General features: G+C 64.0%; 13 protein-coding genes. 7 read left to right on the forward strand and 6 right to left on the reverse strand.

Annotated elements, in window-relative coordinates:
* The first annotated feature begins 2 nt into the window (after window positions 1-2).
* The 4 genes from cobO to R3E49_RS14915 all read left to right on the forward strand — a co-directional run bounded on the left by cobO (window position 3) and on the right by R3E49_RS14915 (window position 3,289).
* Window positions 3-611: a cob(I)yrinic acid a,c-diamide adenosyltransferase gene (cobO, locus tag R3E49_RS14900; protein WP_371295772.1), complete on the forward strand. Its 609-nt coding sequence runs from the start codon at window positions 3-5 to the stop codon at window positions 609-611.
* Window positions 612-678: 67 nt separating this feature from the next.
* On the forward strand, window positions 679-1,638 hold the full coding sequence (locus R3E49_RS14905; RefSeq protein ID WP_371295814.1) for a FecCD family ABC transporter permease: 960 nt from the start codon (window positions 679-681) through the stop codon (window positions 1,636-1,638).
* Window positions 1,635-2,414 carry a heme ABC transporter ATP-binding protein gene (locus tag R3E49_RS14910; RefSeq protein ID WP_371295773.1) on the forward strand — a complete coding sequence of 260 codons (780 nt, stop codon included), beginning with the start codon at window positions 1,635-1,637 and terminating at the stop codon, window positions 2,412-2,414. Before R3E49_RS14905 ends, R3E49_RS14910 begins: the two co-directional genes overlap by 4 nt.
* The gene (locus R3E49_RS14915; RefSeq protein WP_371295774.1) at window positions 2,414-3,289 is read left to right on the forward strand and encodes a cobalamin-binding protein; all 876 of its coding nucleotides are present in this window, start codon (window positions 2,414-2,416) and stop codon (window positions 3,287-3,289) included. The genes R3E49_RS14910 and R3E49_RS14915 overlap by 1 nt, the downstream gene beginning before the upstream one ends.
* Window positions 3,290-3,302: 13 nt before the next feature.
* Here the strand turns inward: R3E49_RS14915 and R3E49_RS14920 are convergent, their stop codons facing one another.
* The gene (locus R3E49_RS14920; protein ID WP_371295775.1) at window positions 3,303-3,986 is read right to left on the reverse strand and encodes a YIP1 family protein; all 684 of its coding nucleotides are present in this window, start codon (window positions 3,984-3,986) and stop codon (window positions 3,303-3,305) included.
* Window positions 3,987-4,125: 139 nt separating this feature from the next.
* Here R3E49_RS14920 and R3E49_RS14925 point away from each other — a divergent pair, with 139 nt between their 5' ends.
* Window positions 4,126-5,364, forward strand: a complete 1,239-nt coding sequence (locus tag R3E49_RS14925) for a hypothetical protein (protein WP_371295776.1) — start codon at window positions 4,126-4,128, stop codon at window positions 5,362-5,364.
* Window positions 5,365-5,481: 117 nt separating this feature from the next.
* Window positions 5,482-7,332: a transglycosylase SLT domain-containing protein gene (locus tag R3E49_RS14930; protein ID WP_371295777.1), complete on the forward strand. Its 1,851-nt coding sequence runs from the start codon at window positions 5,482-5,484 to the stop codon at window positions 7,330-7,332.
* On the opposite strand, the gene R3E49_RS14935 is transcribed toward R3E49_RS14930, so the two are convergent.
* The 4 genes from R3E49_RS14935 to R3E49_RS14950 are packed head-to-tail and all read right to left on the reverse strand — an operon-like array spanning window position 7,317 to window position 12,102.
* A complete protein-coding gene (locus tag R3E49_RS14935; RefSeq protein WP_371295778.1) occupies window positions 7,317-8,120 on the reverse strand; it encodes a PhzF family phenazine biosynthesis protein in 804 nt (267 codons plus the stop codon). The genes R3E49_RS14930 and R3E49_RS14935 overlap by 16 nt on opposite strands.
* Window positions 8,117-9,334 (reverse strand): serine/threonine transporter SstT, encoded by a 1,218-nt coding sequence (sstT, locus tag R3E49_RS14940; RefSeq protein WP_371295779.1) that lies wholly within the window; start codon window positions 9,332-9,334, stop codon window positions 8,117-8,119. Before sstT ends, R3E49_RS14935 begins: the two co-directional genes overlap by 4 nt.
* Before the next feature lie 45 nt (window positions 9,335-9,379).
* Window positions 9,380-11,626: a molybdopterin cofactor-binding domain-containing protein gene (locus tag R3E49_RS14945; RefSeq protein ID WP_371295780.1), complete on the reverse strand. Its 2,247-nt coding sequence runs from the start codon at window positions 11,624-11,626 to the stop codon at window positions 9,380-9,382.
* Window positions 11,627-11,628: 2 nt separating this feature from the next.
* A complete protein-coding gene (locus R3E49_RS14950) occupies window positions 11,629-12,102 on the reverse strand; it encodes a (2Fe-2S)-binding protein (protein WP_371295781.1) in 474 nt (157 codons plus the stop codon).
* A 155-nt stretch (window positions 12,103-12,257) separates the two neighbouring features.
* On the opposite strand from R3E49_RS14950, the gene R3E49_RS14955 reads away from it, so the two are divergent.
* Window positions 12,258-13,535, forward strand: coding sequence for an O-acetylhomoserine aminocarboxypropyltransferase/cysteine synthase family protein (locus R3E49_RS14955; RefSeq protein WP_371295782.1), 1,278 nt, complete (start codon window positions 12,258-12,260; stop codon window positions 13,533-13,535).
* A 94-nt stretch (window positions 13,536-13,629) separates the two neighbouring features.
* Here the strand turns inward: R3E49_RS14955 and R3E49_RS14960 are convergent, their stop codons facing one another.
* Window positions 13,630-16,035, reverse strand: a complete 2,406-nt coding sequence (locus R3E49_RS14960; RefSeq protein ID WP_371295783.1) for an acyl-CoA dehydrogenase — start codon at window positions 16,033-16,035, stop codon at window positions 13,630-13,632.
* Window positions 16,036-16,134 lie beyond the last annotated feature (99 nt).

Consider the following 16,134-nt stretch of genomic DNA (forward strand, 5'->3'; position numbering starts at 1 on the left):
CCATGACAGATGACCGCAAGAACGAACGACACAAGAAGGCCATGCAGAAGCAGAAGGCGAATGTTGATGCCAGCATCAATGCTGCCAGCACCGAACGTGGCGTAGGCATACTGCTCACCGGCAATGGCAAGGGCAAATCCAGTTCCGCCTTCGGCATGGTCATGCGCGCCCTCGGCTACGGCTACAAAGTCGGCGTTGTGCAGTTTATCAAGGGCGAGCAGCTCTCCGGCGAGGAGATCTACCTGCGGGAGCACTGTCCGCAGGTAGACTTCTATCAGATGGGCACGGGGTTCACCTGGGACACCCAGGATCGCAGCGCAGATATCGCGGCCGCCAAGCGCACATGGGAGCAGGCCGCAGCGATGCTGGCCAACCCTGCCTACCACCTTGTCGTACTGGACGAACTCACCTACATGCTGGCCTTTGACTACCTGCCCGAAGAGACGGTGCTCGCGGCCCTTGCCGGCAGGCCGGCCGAACAGAGCGTGGTGGTCACGGGCCGGGGTGGCGGCAAGGCGCTACAGGACATCATGGACACCGTGTCCGAGGTCAAGGAAATCAAACACGCCTATAATGCCGGCATCAAGGCCCGGCTCGGCGTTGATTACTAACGTCATCGATCGACGGCGTCGGGCGCAGCGGCTGCTGTTGCTCCTCGCTGTCACATTGCCTCTGGCCATGTTGCTGGCACTCGGCACGGGTGCCGTACACATTGCGCCCTCGGATACGCTGGCGGTCCTGCTCGGAGGCGACCGCGGCCAGGCCACTCTGATCGTGCAGCAGATTCGCCTGCCGCGGGTCCTGCTGGCCGGCATTATCGGTGCCACTCTGGCCATGAGCGGCGCGGCCATGCAGGGGCTGTTTCGCAACCCCCTCGCGGACCCATCGCTGATTGGCGTCACCGCTGGCGCATCACTGGGCGCCTCTGTGCTGATTGTGGCCGGGGGCAGCAGCCTGTCCGGCCTTGCCGGCCTGAGCCTGGTATCACTGGGCGCCTTCGCCGGTGGTGTCCTGGCGGTGTTGCTCGTCTATCGACTGGCCAGTTCGGAGAACGGCACCTCTGTCGCCACCATGTTGCTGGCCGGTATCGCTATTACCGCGCTGGCCGGCGCTGCCGGCAGTCTGCTGGAGTTTTTCACCGACAACGAGCGCCTGCGCCAGATCAGCCTGTGGAAAATGGGCGGGCTGGACGGTGCCAACCTGCCGCGCCTGTTGCTGGCCTCGGTAGTCGCCGGGGCCGTGCTGTTGGCGCTACCGCAATACGCCCTGCCGCTCAACACGCTTTTGCTGGGTGAGTCGGAAGCGCGCCATCTGGGTATACCGGTCAACCGCACCAAGTTGGCACTGATCGCCTGGGTGGCTGTGGGCGTGGGGACATCGGTCGCGCTGGTGGGCACCATCGCGTTTGTCGGCCTGGTGGTGCCGCATATCGTGCGCCTGCTGATCGGGCCCGATCACCGCACCCTGCTTCCCGCCAGCGCACTCGCCGGGGCCATCCTGCTGGTCTGCGCCGATGCACTGTCGCGTATCGTGCTGGCACCCACAGAGCTGCCGGTGGGCATCATCACCGCGCTGATCGGCGTGCCGTTCTTCATCTCCCTGCTACGTCAGCGCCACCAGTACGGGATGCAGACATGAGCCTGCTAGCGTTGCAGAGCGTGGATGCCGCGCCCTGGGGTGACCCCGTACTCACGGACATCAGCCTGAGTCTTGCGCCGGGAGAAGTGATGGGCCTGATCGGCACCAATGGCGCCGGCAAGTCCAGCCTGCTGCGGCTGCTCGCGGGGGACTTTGCCGCCACCAGCGGCAGCGTGCTGTTTGCCGGTCGCGCGCTGGAGAGCTGGCCGCGGCAGCAACTGGCTCAACAGCGCGCGTTTCTGCCCCAGCTCTCACTGCTGAATTTTCCCTACACCGTCGAAGAAGTGGTGCTGCTGGGACGCACGCCACACAGCACCGGGTTACGCGTCGACCAGGACATTGTGCGCCAGGTGCTGCGGGCCACGGATACACTCTCCCTGCGCAACCGGTTGTATACGCAGCTTTCCGGTGGCGAGCGGCAGCGTGTGCAACTGGCCAGGGTACTGGCGCAGCTGTGGCACCCCGACGACATGCGCGGCACCCTGCTGTTGCTGGATGAGCCGACCGCGGCACTGGACCTGGCGCACCAACAGCAGCTCGCCGCAACCATCGCCGGTATCGCGGTGCGCGGCTGTGCGGTGATACTGGTGGTGCATGATGTCAACCTGGCCGCCAGCGTGAGCCATCGCCTGCTGGTGCTGGACCGCGGGCAGGCGGTGGCCAGCGGGAGCCCGGAAACGGTGCTTACCCCGGCCTTGTTTCGCGAGTTGTTTCATGCCGAAGTTCTGGTACAGCCACACCCAAACGGGCGCCAACCCCTGGTGATCGGCCTGTGATGCGCAGCCTCACCCTGTGCTGGCTGCTCGCCCTGTACGCCGCCGCGAGTGCGGGCCAACCGGTAACGGTGGTCGATTTCGCCGGGCGCACCGTGACTCTGTCGCAACCTGCGCAGCGTATCGTAGCCCTGGCACCACACATCGTGGAGAACCTGTACAGCGCCGGTGCGGGTGACCGCCTGGTCGGCGTTGTCAGCCACAGCGATTTTCCTGAAACGGCGCGCGCACTGCCGGTGGTGGGCTCCTTCAATGCATTCAGCCTGGAGCAGATTGTCGCCAGCCAACCGGACCTCATCCTGATGTGGGGCTCGGGAAACGGCGCCGGCGCACTGGAGAAACTGGAGCGTTTGGGCGTTCCGGTGTATGTCAGTGAATTGCGCTCGCTCGAGGATATCGCTGCCAGTATCCGCCGCCTGGGACAGTTGGCGGGCACTCAGGCGGTCAGTGAAGCCGAAGCACAGCGCGTAGAAACCGGATTCGCGGACCTCGCTGGCGCTTACACCTCAGCCGAACCGCTTTCCGTGTTTTACCAGATCTGGCACCGGCCTCTGCAGACAGTCAACGGAGACCACATGATCAGCCAGATCATCACGCTCTGCGGCGGCAGCAATATTTTTGCGGATGCCGCCACATTGGCACCGCGCGTCAATCTGGAATCGGTGCTGGCGCGCAACCCTCGCGTGATTGTCGCCGGCGGCATGGCCACTGCGCACCCGGAGTGGTTGCAGCACTGGGAAGCCTACCCGGGTCTCCGGGCGCTCGAGGGCGGCCTGGTGTCGGTCAACCCGGACCTGATCCAGCGCCCCACTGCACGCGCTCTGGAGGGCGCGCGGGAACTCTGCGGCAAACTGGCCTGGGTGCGTGCACAGCCCTAGGCTGGCGGTCTCTTCACTGATCTCTGTCCGACTGGGCGCCCTCTTCCAGGCCTTTGAGAAACTCACCCATTTTTCGGCCGGCCTCCTCGGGTGACAGGTCTTCCAGATCCTCGAACTGGCCGCCCATGGCTTCCATGCGCGTCTCCATCTCACGGGAAGCGCGCTCGCTGCCCAGGCTGGTGAAGATGAACAGCACGGCCAGCACACCGAAGACAATCTGTGCGGTTTTCCGCTGTCGCCCATGCACGGCGACGCTGGCCTCCACCAGCAACCAGGCCGCCCAGGCGATCGTCACGATACTGCCGATGTAGGGGATAATCCCCAGCAGGGCGCTGACGGGGTACAGTGCGGCAAGCGCAGCCTGGCAGCGAAATGCCGCTTCGTAATCTTCTGTGGACCCCATCAGCTTCCAAATGACGTACAGCACGGCTGCGCCAATGAACGCCCCCAGAACAGCCATCAGCGGGCCAAAAATCAGGGCACCGAACACACCCACCAGCAGGCCACCCGCAGAGCCGAACAGCGCAAACAGCGCGGCAATGACACCTGCGACGGCACCCATGACCGCGACAAACACCACGGGATCGCCAAACCCGCCTGCCCTGGGCATCGACTGAAAATAACTGACCGGCTGGGTGATTATCGCCCGAACCTGCTCTATGATCTGTTGGATATCGAAACTGCTTTTCTCGTTCATGGCGCCCCCTGTCGGTTATTGCCTTATTGTTGAGACCGCAGGGAAATAGTACGTCCGGCCTGGCACAATTGCCACCGGTATGGCTTTTGCCAGCGCCACTGGTATCCTCAGCGCCTCACCTCACCGATGTCAGGTTGCCATGTCTGCTTTGACGAAAACCCTCCTTACCGCTCTGCTCTGGCTGCCGCTCGCCGCCACACGCGTGCAGGCGGCCGATTATGACATTCTCTACCAGGCTAAGATTGCACCGGACAGCGACGTTGCCCGGGTGGAAATACGCCTGAGCGGCGAGCGGCTACCGAGCCAGCTGACCCTGACACTGGACCCGGAGCGTCACCGCTCGCTGCGGGCAGCGCATGGTTTGACCGTAGAGGGCAACACGGCCGTATGGAAACCGCGCGAGCCGGAAGACAGCCTGCACTATGAGTTTGTGATTGACGAACAGAAAGCCAGTGGCAGCTATGATTCGCTGCTGACAGATGACTGGGCGATTCTGCGCAGTGACAAACTGGTCCCGCCCATCGCCGCGCGCGCGCCCAAGGGCCTGGAGGGCAAAGCCGAATTGCAGTTTATGCTGCCGGAAGAATGGTCGGTTGCCGCCCCCTACCCTACTCGTGAAGGTTCCTCCTCGCGCTACCTGATCACCGACCCCGGGCGGATATTTCCCCGCCCCAAGGGCTGGCTGATCGTTGGAGACATCACCAGCCGGCAGGACATCATCGCCGGCACGGATGTGCGTGTCGCCGCACCTGCTGGCCAGGGAGACCGACTGCAGGACACGCTCGCGTTCATTGCCTGGAACCTGCCCGAAGTCAAACGTGTGTTGCCCGACTTTCCCGAGCACCTGCTGATCGTAACCGCTGGCAAGCCGATGTGGCGCGGCGGACTGTCCGGCACACGCTCCCTGTTTATGCACGCAGATCGCCCGTTGATCAGCGGCAACCGCACCAGTAGCCTGATTCATGAGCTTATCCACGTCGGGACGGGCATCAGCGGAGGAGAGCGCGCAGACTGGATCGTTGAAGGGCTGGCAGAGTACTATGCGGCCGCCATCCTGGTGCGCACCGGGGGTATCAGTGACTGGCGCTATGCACAGGTCATCGAGTGGAAAACGGCGTGGGCGGAAGCGGCTGACACTCTGTTCACACGACGCTCCTCCGGGCCGGTCACTGCGCGCGCCGCCGTGTTCATGCACCGGCTGGATCAGGCACTTGGCCAGGCGACCGATGGCCAGGCGGGCATTGACGATGTCACCCGTGCCCTGGCGCGCGAGCGGGGCCGCGTTTCGCTGACGCAACTCAAGGACATTGTCGCCGGGTTGGCCGGTGAGGCGGTTGATGTCGACGCGCTGATCAAAACCCTCGAAGAGGCCGACTGAGGCCGGCGTCGGGCGTGACTTTTTGCCGAAGATATTTGCTGCCCACCGTCTGTCGCGGAGCATCTGCTGTGCGTATCATCCGTCCTGGTTTTCCTTGCATACCGGTCGCTGCACCCCATGCGTCAACACTCTGCTCTCCTCGACCTGCGCGGCGCACTCTGTGCCGCGCTGCTGCTGGCCTGTGCGCTGCCCACGGCGGCCGCCGACATAGAGCTGCCCCTCGAGCTGGATCTTGCCATTGTTGAAGAGGCACTGGCCGCACAGTTGTTCAACGGTGCTGACCGCAAGGCTGAGCTGTTCCACGATTCCAAGTCCTGCAATGCGCTGACACTCTCCGATCCCAGGGTGGAGGGCACCGAGCAGGGCCAGCTACGCCTGACCAGCCGCATTGATGCGCGGGTCGGACTGCTGCTGGGTGGGCGCTGCCGCCTGCCCGTCGCCTGGAGTGGGCTGATTGAAACCTTTGAGGATGTGCGCGTTACACCCGGCAGCGACCGGGTATCTTTTCGGGTCACGGATTCCAACATGCTCAGCAGTGAGGATGGCAGCCGGAAACTGCCGGGGATGCTCTGGGACTGGATCAAGGATCAGGTACACCCGCGGCTCGGCGCCATCACACTGGACTTCGGCCCCGCACTCACGGAGTTGCGCTCACTGATTCATGATGCCTTGCCGGCGAAGTTGGAGGAGCGCAGCGCGGTCGCCAGTTCGCTGCAATTGCGCGGGGCGCACGCTAGGCCGGGCGCCCTCACCGTGGTGATGTCGATGCGCGCGCCCAGCGTCGTGGTCGCCGACCTGCCCGCAGGAGATCCGGCACCCCTGACCGACGCCGAGCTGGCGGCCTGGGACGCTGCCTGGCAGGCCTGGGATGCCTTCGCCACCTGGCTGATCAAAGACCTTGCAGCACCGGCAGACCCGGAACTGCGCGCGGAATTGCTCGCCTTGCTGATGGAGGCACGCTACGAACTGCGCCATGCCCTGGCCACTGACCCCGCCGGACGCGACCCGGTGCGTGGACTCTTCCTCTCCACCTGGACACGCCTCGCGCCCCTGCTACGAGAGAACGCCCTTGCTGTGCCGGGTGGCCGCAGCCTGGAGCTTGCTGCATTTATCAGTGCCGGCAACGCGCTGCAGGCACTGGATGACATGGCGCCGCAACTCGGCTTTACGCTCGACAGCCAGACCCTGCGCCGCCTGGCCCGCCTGCTGGCCCCCAGCGTCAGTGACGATGAGTTGGCTTACAGCACAGCGGTTGATCCCGAACTGCGAGAGCTGCTGGGCTTGCCGCCTGAACTGGACATTGAAAGCCCGGAGGAGACCGCCGCGTCCGGCCCTTTTGCCTGGCTGATACCGAATGTGCACGCCAGCACGGTGAGCAAGAGTCTGGTGCAACTATTAACCGGCTGGGTACCGGCAACCGCTGACCTCGACCGCTACCTGCTGGCCATGGAGCAACTGCTGGACGAGAGCATTGCGGCCGAACGCGCCCGCGGCACTGTGCCCACCGAGTTTTTCCCGCTGTACCAGGATCTGGTGCGTGCAACTGCATGGCAGGAATCCTGCTGGCGCCAGTTCGTTGCGGAGAACGGCACGGTAGTGCCAATTCGCTCCTCTGCGGGCTCGGTGGGCCTGATGCAGATCAACCAGCACGTCTGGCGCAACATCTACGACCTCGAGGCGCTGCAGAACAATGTTGGCTACAACGCCCGTGCAGGCAGTGAGATTCTCTCGCACTACCTGGTGGACTACGCGATCAAGCGCGGTGAGCACACGGTGAATGGCAACGTGGACGACCTGGCCCGGGCCACCTATGGGGTTTACAACGGCGGGCCACGCCACCTGACCCGCTACCGCCAGGGCAACCGGAGCGCCTACCTGCGCAGCGTGGACGCCGGCTTCTGGGAGAAATACCAGGCGCTACGCACGACGGGAGCCAGTGCCGTCAAACAGTGCTACGGCGCTGCCTGAAGCCGCACACCATGCAGTTCACCCACCAGGAACAGCACCGCACTGCCGGTAAACTGCACGCGGCTTCCCTGCAGCTCGATGCCCAGCTCGCCGCCACGGGATGACACCTGACGGGCCGACAAACGCTCCTTCGCGAGGCGCCCCGCCCAGTAAGGGGCGAGCCGGCAATGGGCGGAACCGGTGACCGGATCCTCCGGCACACCCAGTCTGGGCGCAAAGAAACGGCTGACAAAATCGTGCAGCTGGCCGGGCGCGGTCACGATGACACCCTGCGCAGGCTGCTCGCTGAGCAGCGTGAGGCTCGGCCGCAAGTCACGGACCTCCGCTTCACTGGCATACACGGCAAGCAGATAGTCCCCACCGCGGTGCACCTCTACCGGCGCGCTGCCAAGTGCCGCCACCAAACCCGAGGGCGTGGGGCAGGACACGACGGGCACTGCCGGTAGGTCCATCAGGTAACGCTCTCCCTGACGACGCACCTGCAATTCACCGCTGCGGGTGAAAAACCGCGCGCAGGCCTGATCGTAGCCCAGTTGTGTGTAGAGCACGTGCGCGGCGGCGAGGGTGGCATGCCCGCACAGGTCGACTTCCGCAGCCGGTGTGAACCAGCGCAGTGCGTAGCCCTCCCCGCCGGGAACAAAAAACGCAGTCTCCGCGAGGTTGTTCTCCTCCGCGATCGCCTGCAGCACACTGTCATCCGGCCACGCCTCGAGCGGCACCACGGCGGCGGGATTTCCCTCGAATACCCGCTCGGCAAACGCATCCACCTGATACTGGCGCAGGGTCATGCTGCGGTACTCCTGGACACCGGCGCAAAGAGTCGCGACTGGTCCGCCGCGTAGGTATACACCACGTCCGTACTTGAATTCAGCGCGGTTTCCGCGGAATCCTGTATCACACTGATCACGAAGCCAACCGCCACCACCTGCATAGCCACATCAAGGGGGATGCCGAACAGCGAGCACGCCAGCGGGACCAGCAACAGGCTCCCCGAGGGCACGCCGCTGGCGCCACAGGCGGACAGCGCTGCAATCATGCACAGCAGTAACGCCCCCCCCAGAGACACCTCGATATTCAGCGTGTTGGCTGCGGCGAGCGTGAGCACAGTGATCGTGATGGCGGCTCCCGCCATATTGACCGTGGCACCGATCGGTATGGTCACAGTGTACAACTCCTCGCTGATGCCCAGCTTCTTCGCCAGATTCAGGTTAACCGGAATGTTCGCCGCCGAACTGCGGGTGAAGAATGCCGTGATTCCAGACTCCTCGAGACATTTGAAGACAATCGGATAAGGGTTGCGTTGCAGGACGAGAAACACGAGCAGCGGGTTGACCAACAGTGCCATGACCAGCATACAGCACACCAGCAGCAGGGCGAGGCCGGCGTAGCCGGCCAGGGCCTGCAGGCCGGTGCTGGCGACCGTTGCGCACACCAGGCCGAAAATACCCAGCGGTGCGAGGCGAATGATATGGCGCACGATATCAGCAACGCCGGTGGCCAGGGTCTGCAGGTGCTCGCGAAAACTGGCACTGGCACGCCGGAAGCTTATACCCAGCAGAATCGCCCAGGTCAGGCACCCGAGAAAGTTTCCGGTGAGCAGCGCGTTGACCGGGTTGTCGATCAGCTTGAACAGGACATCGCTCAGCACCGCAGTGACAGCGACCGGCGGACTGCCACTGGCTGCAGCAGACAGCGCGATATGCTGGGGAAAGGCAAAACTCATGCCGACGGCCACCACCGCTGCGCTGACGGTCCCCACGAGGTACAGCAGCAGGGTGAAGGCCGACTTGCGCCCGTCGCTGCCGCTTTCATGTCGATTGGCAATGGCCGACATAACCAGCAACATGACCAGCAGGGGCGCGACCGCCTTGAGCATCCCCACGAAGAGGTCGCCCAGGAGACCGAGCGGCGCGGCAACTCCCGGGGCCGCTGCGCCCAGCACCGAACCCAGCGCGACACCGATCAGAATCTGGGGCACCAGGCCAAGGGACATCAATCGCATGCGGCGGCTCCCCGGTAGCAAACAGACACACCGCGGGATGATGGCCTATACATTAAAATGCCTGCCCAACGGCAGCTCCCGTATACGTTGGCCACACGCGGCAAAAACGGCATTGGCAATGCTCGGTGCGACGGGTGGCGTAGGCGGCTCGCCCACACCGCTGGGCGGCGCCTCGCTGGGCAGGATGTAGGTCCTGATAAGCGGCGGCACCTGCAGCATTCGGGCAACGGGATAGTCATGAAAGTTGGACTGCTGTGCCTCGCCTCCTCCGAAGGTGATTTCGCCATTCAAGGCCAGACTCAGGCCAAAAATCATGCCGCCTTCCATCTGTGCATGGACACGATCGGGGTTGACGATGCGGCCCGCATCCAGTGCACCGTGCATTTCCAGCACGCGAAGTCGGCCGTCGCGCACCTCCACCTTGCTTGCCACGGCCATATTACTGAGGAAACTGTTCGCCACCGAGAACCCCCAGCCCTGACCCGCGGGCAAGGGTGTTTTCCAGGGTATACGGTCCGCGAGTGCGCGAATCACCGCCGCAAGGCGCGCGGTATCGTAGGGGTAGTCCTCGAGTGACCGGCCGTAATTACTGTAAGAGAAGCCTTCCCCGCTGAAGTCGAGCAGTCGGTCGTCACCGATGAGCGCCAGCCAGAATTCGATCGGATCGCGCCTCGCTGCGTGGGCCAACTCGTCGACAAAGCAGCCGACGCCGAAGGCATAGGGAATGTTATAGACGGAACGCAGCCAGCCTATGCGCACGTGAGCGGGCGCCGGATGACTTTCAATCTGCAGATTGGGCACAGCGAAGGGGACACTGGCGAAGGTTTGTGACAGTCCGCCCTCGCTGTTCATGCTGACCGTGGTATCAAAGGTGGCGCCGATGGGTGGTGAGGCTTCCCGCGCAAGCCACGCGGTAACGCGACCTCCGACATCCAGCGCGCCCCGAAAATGCTGCGCGCTGCAGGCGTGGAAGTAATCGTGGCGGATGTCGTCCTCGCGACTCCAGACCACTTGTACCGGGCGCCCGGCATGTGCGGCCAGGCGAGCCGCCTCCACGGCAAAATCCGGCTTGGACTTGCGACCAAAACCGCCGCCGAGCAGGGTCACGTGAACAACGACGGCGTCGACGTCCAGGCCGAGGGCATCTGCGACGGCCTGCCGGGTTGCCTGGGGTGTCTGCGTGCAGGCCCAGACCTCACAGCCGTTGTCGCTGACACGTGCTGTAGCCACCGGGGGCTCCATGGGGGCATGCGCGAGGTAAGGGGTGCGATAGGTCGCGGTCACGGCCTGGTGTGCCGAGGCCAACGCGGACTCGACGTCGCCGCGCCGACGGCGTACCTCACCCGGGCCGCCCTCGACCCGGGACACCAGTTCATCGATATACGCCGCCGAGTCATGCTCGCTGTGCTTGCTTCTCGCCCAGTCAATCTGCAGTGCGCCGCGACCACGCAGCGCGCTCCAGGTGTTGCTTGCCAGCACCGCGACGCCTTCAATGGGGTTGAAACCGGGCGGGCCCTCCACTGCCCTCAGTTCCACGATGTCGCTCACACCGGCCACCGTGCGCGCAGCGTCGGCATCCAGTGCCTTTATTCTCCCCTGCAGCCAGGGGCTGCGCTCAATGCTCGCGTACAGCATTTCGGGCAGATGCACGTCAATGCCATAAGTGGCTTTGCCTACAGTCATGTCTTGCAGGTCGACAATGGGCAGGCCGTGGCCCACATAGCGAAAGTCGGACTCCGGTTTCATGCGCAGCGTAGACGGCTCGGGCATGGGCAGCGTTGCGGCGCGCGCAGCGAGCTCGCCAAAACCCAGCGTTCGGCCGTCCGGGCCAACGACCGAGTGGTTACGCGCTGCGCACTGTGCCGCCGGCACGCCCCAGGCATCTGCCGCCGCGCGCTCCAGCAGAGTGCGCGCGGCCGCACCCATCTGCCGCATAACCGGGTAAAAATCGCGCACCGAGCGAGAGCCGTCAGTGTTCTGGCTCCCGTAAGCAGGGTTCGCCTGCGCCTGAATCACGCGCACGCGCTGCCAGTCGGCCTCCATCTCGTCCGCGACGATCTGCGGCAAGCTGGTGCGAATACCCGTGCCCATTTCCGAGCGGTGCGCAACGATTTCCACCGTCCCGTCCTCCCGGATACTGACGAAGACATTCAACGCGGCACCGCTGGACTGCTCCAGAACACCGGCCAGCGCGGCGCGGCCTGGCAGCGCCGCCCCCAGTACCAGACCGCCGGCAGCAACGCCGGTCAGCTGCAGGAAACGTCGGCGGGATACGCGAGTCAGTACACTCATGGTCAATCCCCCGCCTGGTCGGCGAGGGGAACCTTGCCCTGCGCGCTTTTTATCGCGGCATGAATACGCGGGTAGGTGCCACAGCGGCAGAGGTTGCCGGACATGCCGCTGCGGATCTCATCGTCCGATGCCGTCGGACTCGCCGTCAACAGCGCACTGGCAGCCATCAGCTGGCCGGGCTGACAATACCCACACTGCGGTACATTGTGCTCCCGCCAGGCTTGCTGCAGTGGATGCGTACCATCGGCGGACAGCCCTTCAATGGTGGTCACCGCCGCCGCGCCGGCCTCCGCCACGGTTACCTGGCAGCTGCGCCGGGCCTTGCCGTCGAGATGCACGGTACAGGCACCGCACAGGCCCTTGCCGCAGCCGTACTTGGTACCGCGCAGCTGCAGCAGGTCGCGCAGTGCCCAGAGCAGAGGCATGTCCGGGTCACAGTCCAGCTCCCGCGGAATTCCGTTGACCGTAAGCTTCATGCGCTGCCTCCTTCCGAACCGAAACTGCTACTGTATACACTTCAGCTTGCAGGGCAAGTTGCGCCATGTCACGTGGGTCCGCGGGGCTTGCCAAGCGTCCTGCGTCTGCTAACCTCCAGCCCAACGAAAATTCGACAACAAGTGAGCATGCCACCATGAAACCAGCAACCATTGCACTGCACGCGGGCTACGATGGCGATCCGGCTACAAACGCGGCGACCACACCCATCTACCAGACAACCTCCTACACCTTCAATGATACGCAGCATGGCGCTGACCTGTTTGACCTCAAGGTCCCCGGCAACATTTACAGCCGCATCATGAACCCCACCAACGCCGTGCTGGAAGCGCGGGTGGCAGCACTCGAAGGCGGCATCGGTGCACTCGCGGTTGCCTCGGGAATGGCCGCCATTCGCTATGCCATCGAGGCCATCGCCGAAGTTGGCAGCAACATTGTCAGCACTTCCCAGCTGTACGGCGGCACCTACAACCTGTTTGCCCACACGTTCCCCCGCCAGGGAATCGAAACGCGGTTTGCCAAAGCCGATGACTTCGACAAGGTTGCCGCGCTAATTGACGGGAACACCAAGGCCCTGTTCTGTGAGTCAATCGGCAACCCGGCCGGCAATGTTGTAGATATCGCGCGCTGGGCGGAAATCGCCCACGCCGCGGGCGTGCCCCTGATCGTTGACAACACGGTCGCCACGCCTGCGCTGTGCCGCCCCTTTGAGCATGGTGCAGACATCGTCGTGCACTCGTTGACCAAGTACATTGGCGGCCACGGCACCACGATCGGCGGCGCCATTGTCGACTCGGGCAAGTTCGACTGGGCCGCACATCCTGAGCGCTTCGCGATCATGAACACACCGGACCCCTCCTACCACGGTGTGGTGTACACGGAAGCCATGGGGCCCGCCGCGTTTATCGGCCGTTGCCGCGTTGTGCCGCTGCGCAACACCGGCGCAGCGCTGTCACCCAACAGCGCTTTCCTGTTGATGCAGGGTCTGGAAACGCTGGACCTGCGGATGCAGCGTCATTGCCACAATGCCAAAAAGGTCGCCAAATACCTGCGCAAGCACCCGCAGGTAAGCTGGGTCAATTACGCCGGCCTGAAGGACAGCCCCTACCGTGAAACCTGCAAGAAGATCTGCGGTGGCAAGGCATCCGGCATCCTGAGTTTCGGTATCGAGGGCGGTAGAGATGCCGGCGCACGCTTCATCGATGCCCTGCAGTTGATTCTGCGCCTGGTGAACATCGGCGATGCGAAATCACTGGCCTGTCATCCCGCGAGCACCACACACCGCCAGCTGAATCCTGCGGAACTAGCCTCCGCCGGTGTCAGTGAAGATATGGTGCGCATCTCGGTCGGTATCGAGCACGTGGACGACATCATCGCCGACATCGAGCAGGCCCTGGCAGCCAGCCAGGGCTAAGCCTCCGTCGACACCCTCCCCGCGGGACGCGTCCGCTCATGGCGATAGCCCCGCGCCGCGGGGCTGCGCCATCCCCTGCACGGTCATTCGATCTTCACAGCAAGGCCTCGAAATGGTCAGTGAGCACGCAGTCCCGGCGGCGCGCGTCATACTCACGCAGCCGCTCAACATCCTCCGCCGGGATCAGTTGCTTGCTCACGGCATCCTGCAGGGCCTCGTCCAGCGTTGCGGCGTCCAGTTCACCCTTGCTCCAGGCTTTCTGCAGCGCAACGAAGGGCTTCTCCACGGCCAACAGCATCTGGTAGGTGCTTTCCACCCGCCCCACCGCATCCTCGGGATCAACACTCAGGTGGACCCGCTCGGCAAGCATGCTGCGCACCGGGTTGGGCGCCATCACCAGGTCACCCAGGTTGCGTATGCTGTTGTCGTCTGGCGCCGGGTAGATGCGGCCCAGGGGCAGACACAGGGCACGCAGCGCAAGTCCCAGAGCGCGGGGCTGGAAGTTTGCGCAGTAGGCAACCAGCGCTTCCTGGGCGAGGTGCAGCGCGCGTTGCAGCGCATAGGCCGCGTGCGCATCAGCCTCCTCGCTGCGCGGCTGGGTGGCATGGAACTTCAACAGGCTGCTGGCGATAAGCAACTGGCTGTGCACATCACCCAGTCGGGCGGACAGCAATTCGCGGCGCTTGAGGTCGCCACCGAGCACGCCCAGTGCCACATCGGCGCAGATGGCCAGGGCGGCACTCAGATGATTGATGCGCTGGTACCAGCGCTTGCTGAAGTCATCGGCCCCGGCAGGCACCGCGCTGAAGTACGCGCCGCTCAGGCCCAGCGTGACGAGGCGGGCAAAATTACTCCCCGCGTGACCAAGGTGCCCCATCAGCAACGGTTCAAACTCGCGCAGGCCTTCGTGAATCTCCTCCGCTTCAAGGGTCTGCATCTCATCAAACAGATAAGGATGGCAGCGCATCGCACCCTGACCAAAGATCATCAGGGACCGGGTCAGGATATTGGCGCCCTCTACCGTTATCGCAACGGGCAGCGCGTGGTAGCCCGCGGCCAGGAAGTTGCGCGGCCCCAACTGGATGCCGCGACCGCCCACAACATCCATACCGTGGTTGACCAGCGTGCGCATCAACTCGGTTGCGTGGTATTTCGCCATGGCGGTCATGACCGAAGGCGTGCCATCTTCCAGGGAGCGCGTGACCAGTTCCCGCATTGCCTCCAGCGTGTAGGCTCCCGCCGCTATTTCAGCCGTAGCCTCCTGTACGCCCTCGAACTTGCCCACTTCCATGTTGAACTGCCTGCGTATACGTGCGTAGGCGCCAACCATGAGGTAACACATCGCACCGCTCGCGGTGGACAGCGCTGGCAGGGACACGCCCCGCCCGGCGCCGAGGCACTCAATGAGCATGCGCCAGCCCTTGCCGGCCATTGCGGGCCCACCGATAATCCAGTCGACGGGAATGAACACGTCCTCGCCCATGATGGGGCCGTTCATGAACGGCGCGCCAGGGTTGTGCCGGCGGCCGATTTCAACACCGGGGTGATTCGCCGGCAACAGAGCACAGGTGATGCCATAATCTGACTTGTCCGGGTCACCCAGCAGGCCCTCCGGATCCTGCAGTTTGAAGGCCAGCCCCACCACGGTGGCCACCGGCGCCAGGGTAATCCAGCGCTTGTGGAAATTGAGGCGCAGGCCGATCACCTCCTCGCCTTCGAACTCGCCCTTGCAGACCACACCGACATCCGGGGTGGCCCCGGCGTCCGAACCCACCTCGGGGCCGGTCAGCCCGAAACAGGGCAGCTCGCTGCCGTCTGCGAGACCGGGCAGCCAGCGCTGTTTCTGCGCTTCGGTGCCGTACTTGACCAACAGTTCACCCGGCCCAAGCGAATTCGGCACCATGGCAGTGACTGCGGCGGTGATGGAGCGGCTGGCGATCTTCGCCATGATGCGGCTCTGGGCATAGGGACTGAAATCACGTCCGCCAAATTCCTCGGGAATGATCAAACCAAAGAACCCCTTGTCACGCAGATACTCCCAGACTTCCGGGGAGAGATCCTGCCGCTGGTGTACATCCCACTCCGAGATCATCCCGCACAGGGTTTCTACTTCGTTGTCCAGAAACGCCTGCTCGCTCTCGGTCAGCGCCGGCGGCTGCAGGGCGGCAAAGGCCTGCCAATCGGGCTGCCCGCTGAAGAGCGCCTTGTCCCACCCGGTAGTGCCCGCCTCCAGAGCCTCACGTTCGGTGCTGCTCATCGGCGGCATGGCCTTGCGCAGCAGCCGGTATACCGGGGCAACCAGGTACTCCCTGCGCCAGGATGCAACATTCAGCAGCAGGAGCACGGCCAGCGTGGGCAGGAAAACCAGCCACATCCCGCCCTCGCCCAGCGACAGGACGAAAGCCCCAAGGCCGACCAGCAGCGAGCCCGCGGCCAGCGAGGGACGCAACAGCAACACGGTCAACAGGAGCAGGATAAACAGGACAATCGACAGCAACATGGCAGGACACCTCATGCAAGCGCACCGGGCCGGTGCGAGAAGTTCAGGCCCTCGACCTACCATAATGCATTCGGGCAACCACGCACAATGACCGCGCCT

The organism is Haliea sp. (assembly GCF_041395985.1).
GTDB lineage: Bacteria > Pseudomonadota > Gammaproteobacteria > Pseudomonadales > Halieaceae > Haliea.

Bases quoted from the DNA above. Each gene is read 5' to 3' on its own strand.
- cobO (WP_371295772.1), top strand. From the start codon at position 3: ATGACAGATGACCGCAAGAACGAACGACACAAGAAGGCCATGCAGAAG.
- R3E49_RS14905 (WP_371295814.1), top strand. From the start codon at position 679: ATGTTGCTGGCACTCGGCACGGGTGCCGTACACATTGCGCCCTCGGAT.
- R3E49_RS14910 (WP_371295773.1), top strand. From the start codon at position 1,635: ATGAGCCTGCTAGCGTTGCAGAGCGTGGATGCCGCGCCCTGGGGTGAC.
- R3E49_RS14915 (WP_371295774.1), top strand. From the start codon at position 2,414: ATGCGCAGCCTCACCCTGTGCTGGCTGCTCGCCCTGTACGCCGCCGCG.
- R3E49_RS14920 (WP_371295775.1), bottom strand. From the start codon at position 3,986: ATGAACGAGAAAAGCAGTTTCGATATCCAACAGATCATAGAGCAGGTT.
- R3E49_RS14925 (WP_371295776.1), top strand. From the start codon at position 4,126: ATGTCTGCTTTGACGAAAACCCTCCTTACCGCTCTGCTCTGGCTGCCG.
- R3E49_RS14930 (WP_371295777.1), top strand. From the start codon at position 5,482: ATGCGTCAACACTCTGCTCTCCTCGACCTGCGCGGCGCACTCTGTGCC.
- R3E49_RS14935 (WP_371295778.1), bottom strand. From the start codon at position 8,120: ATGACCCTGCGCCAGTATCAGGTGGATGCGTTTGCCGAGCGGGTATTC.
- sstT (WP_371295779.1), bottom strand. From the start codon at position 9,334: ATGCGATTGATGTCCCTTGGCCTGGTGCCCCAGATTCTGATCGGTGTC.
- R3E49_RS14945 (WP_371295780.1), bottom strand. From the start codon at position 11,626: ATGAGTGTACTGACTCGCGTATCCCGCCGACGTTTCCTGCAGCTGACC.
- R3E49_RS14950 (WP_371295781.1), bottom strand. From the start codon at position 12,102: ATGAAGCTTACGGTCAACGGAATTCCGCGGGAGCTGGACTGTGACCCG.
- R3E49_RS14955 (WP_371295782.1), top strand. From the start codon at position 12,258: ATGAAACCAGCAACCATTGCACTGCACGCGGGCTACGATGGCGATCCG.
- R3E49_RS14960 (WP_371295783.1), bottom strand. From the start codon at position 16,035: ATGTTGCTGTCGATTGTCCTGTTTATCCTGCTCCTGTTGACCGTGTTG.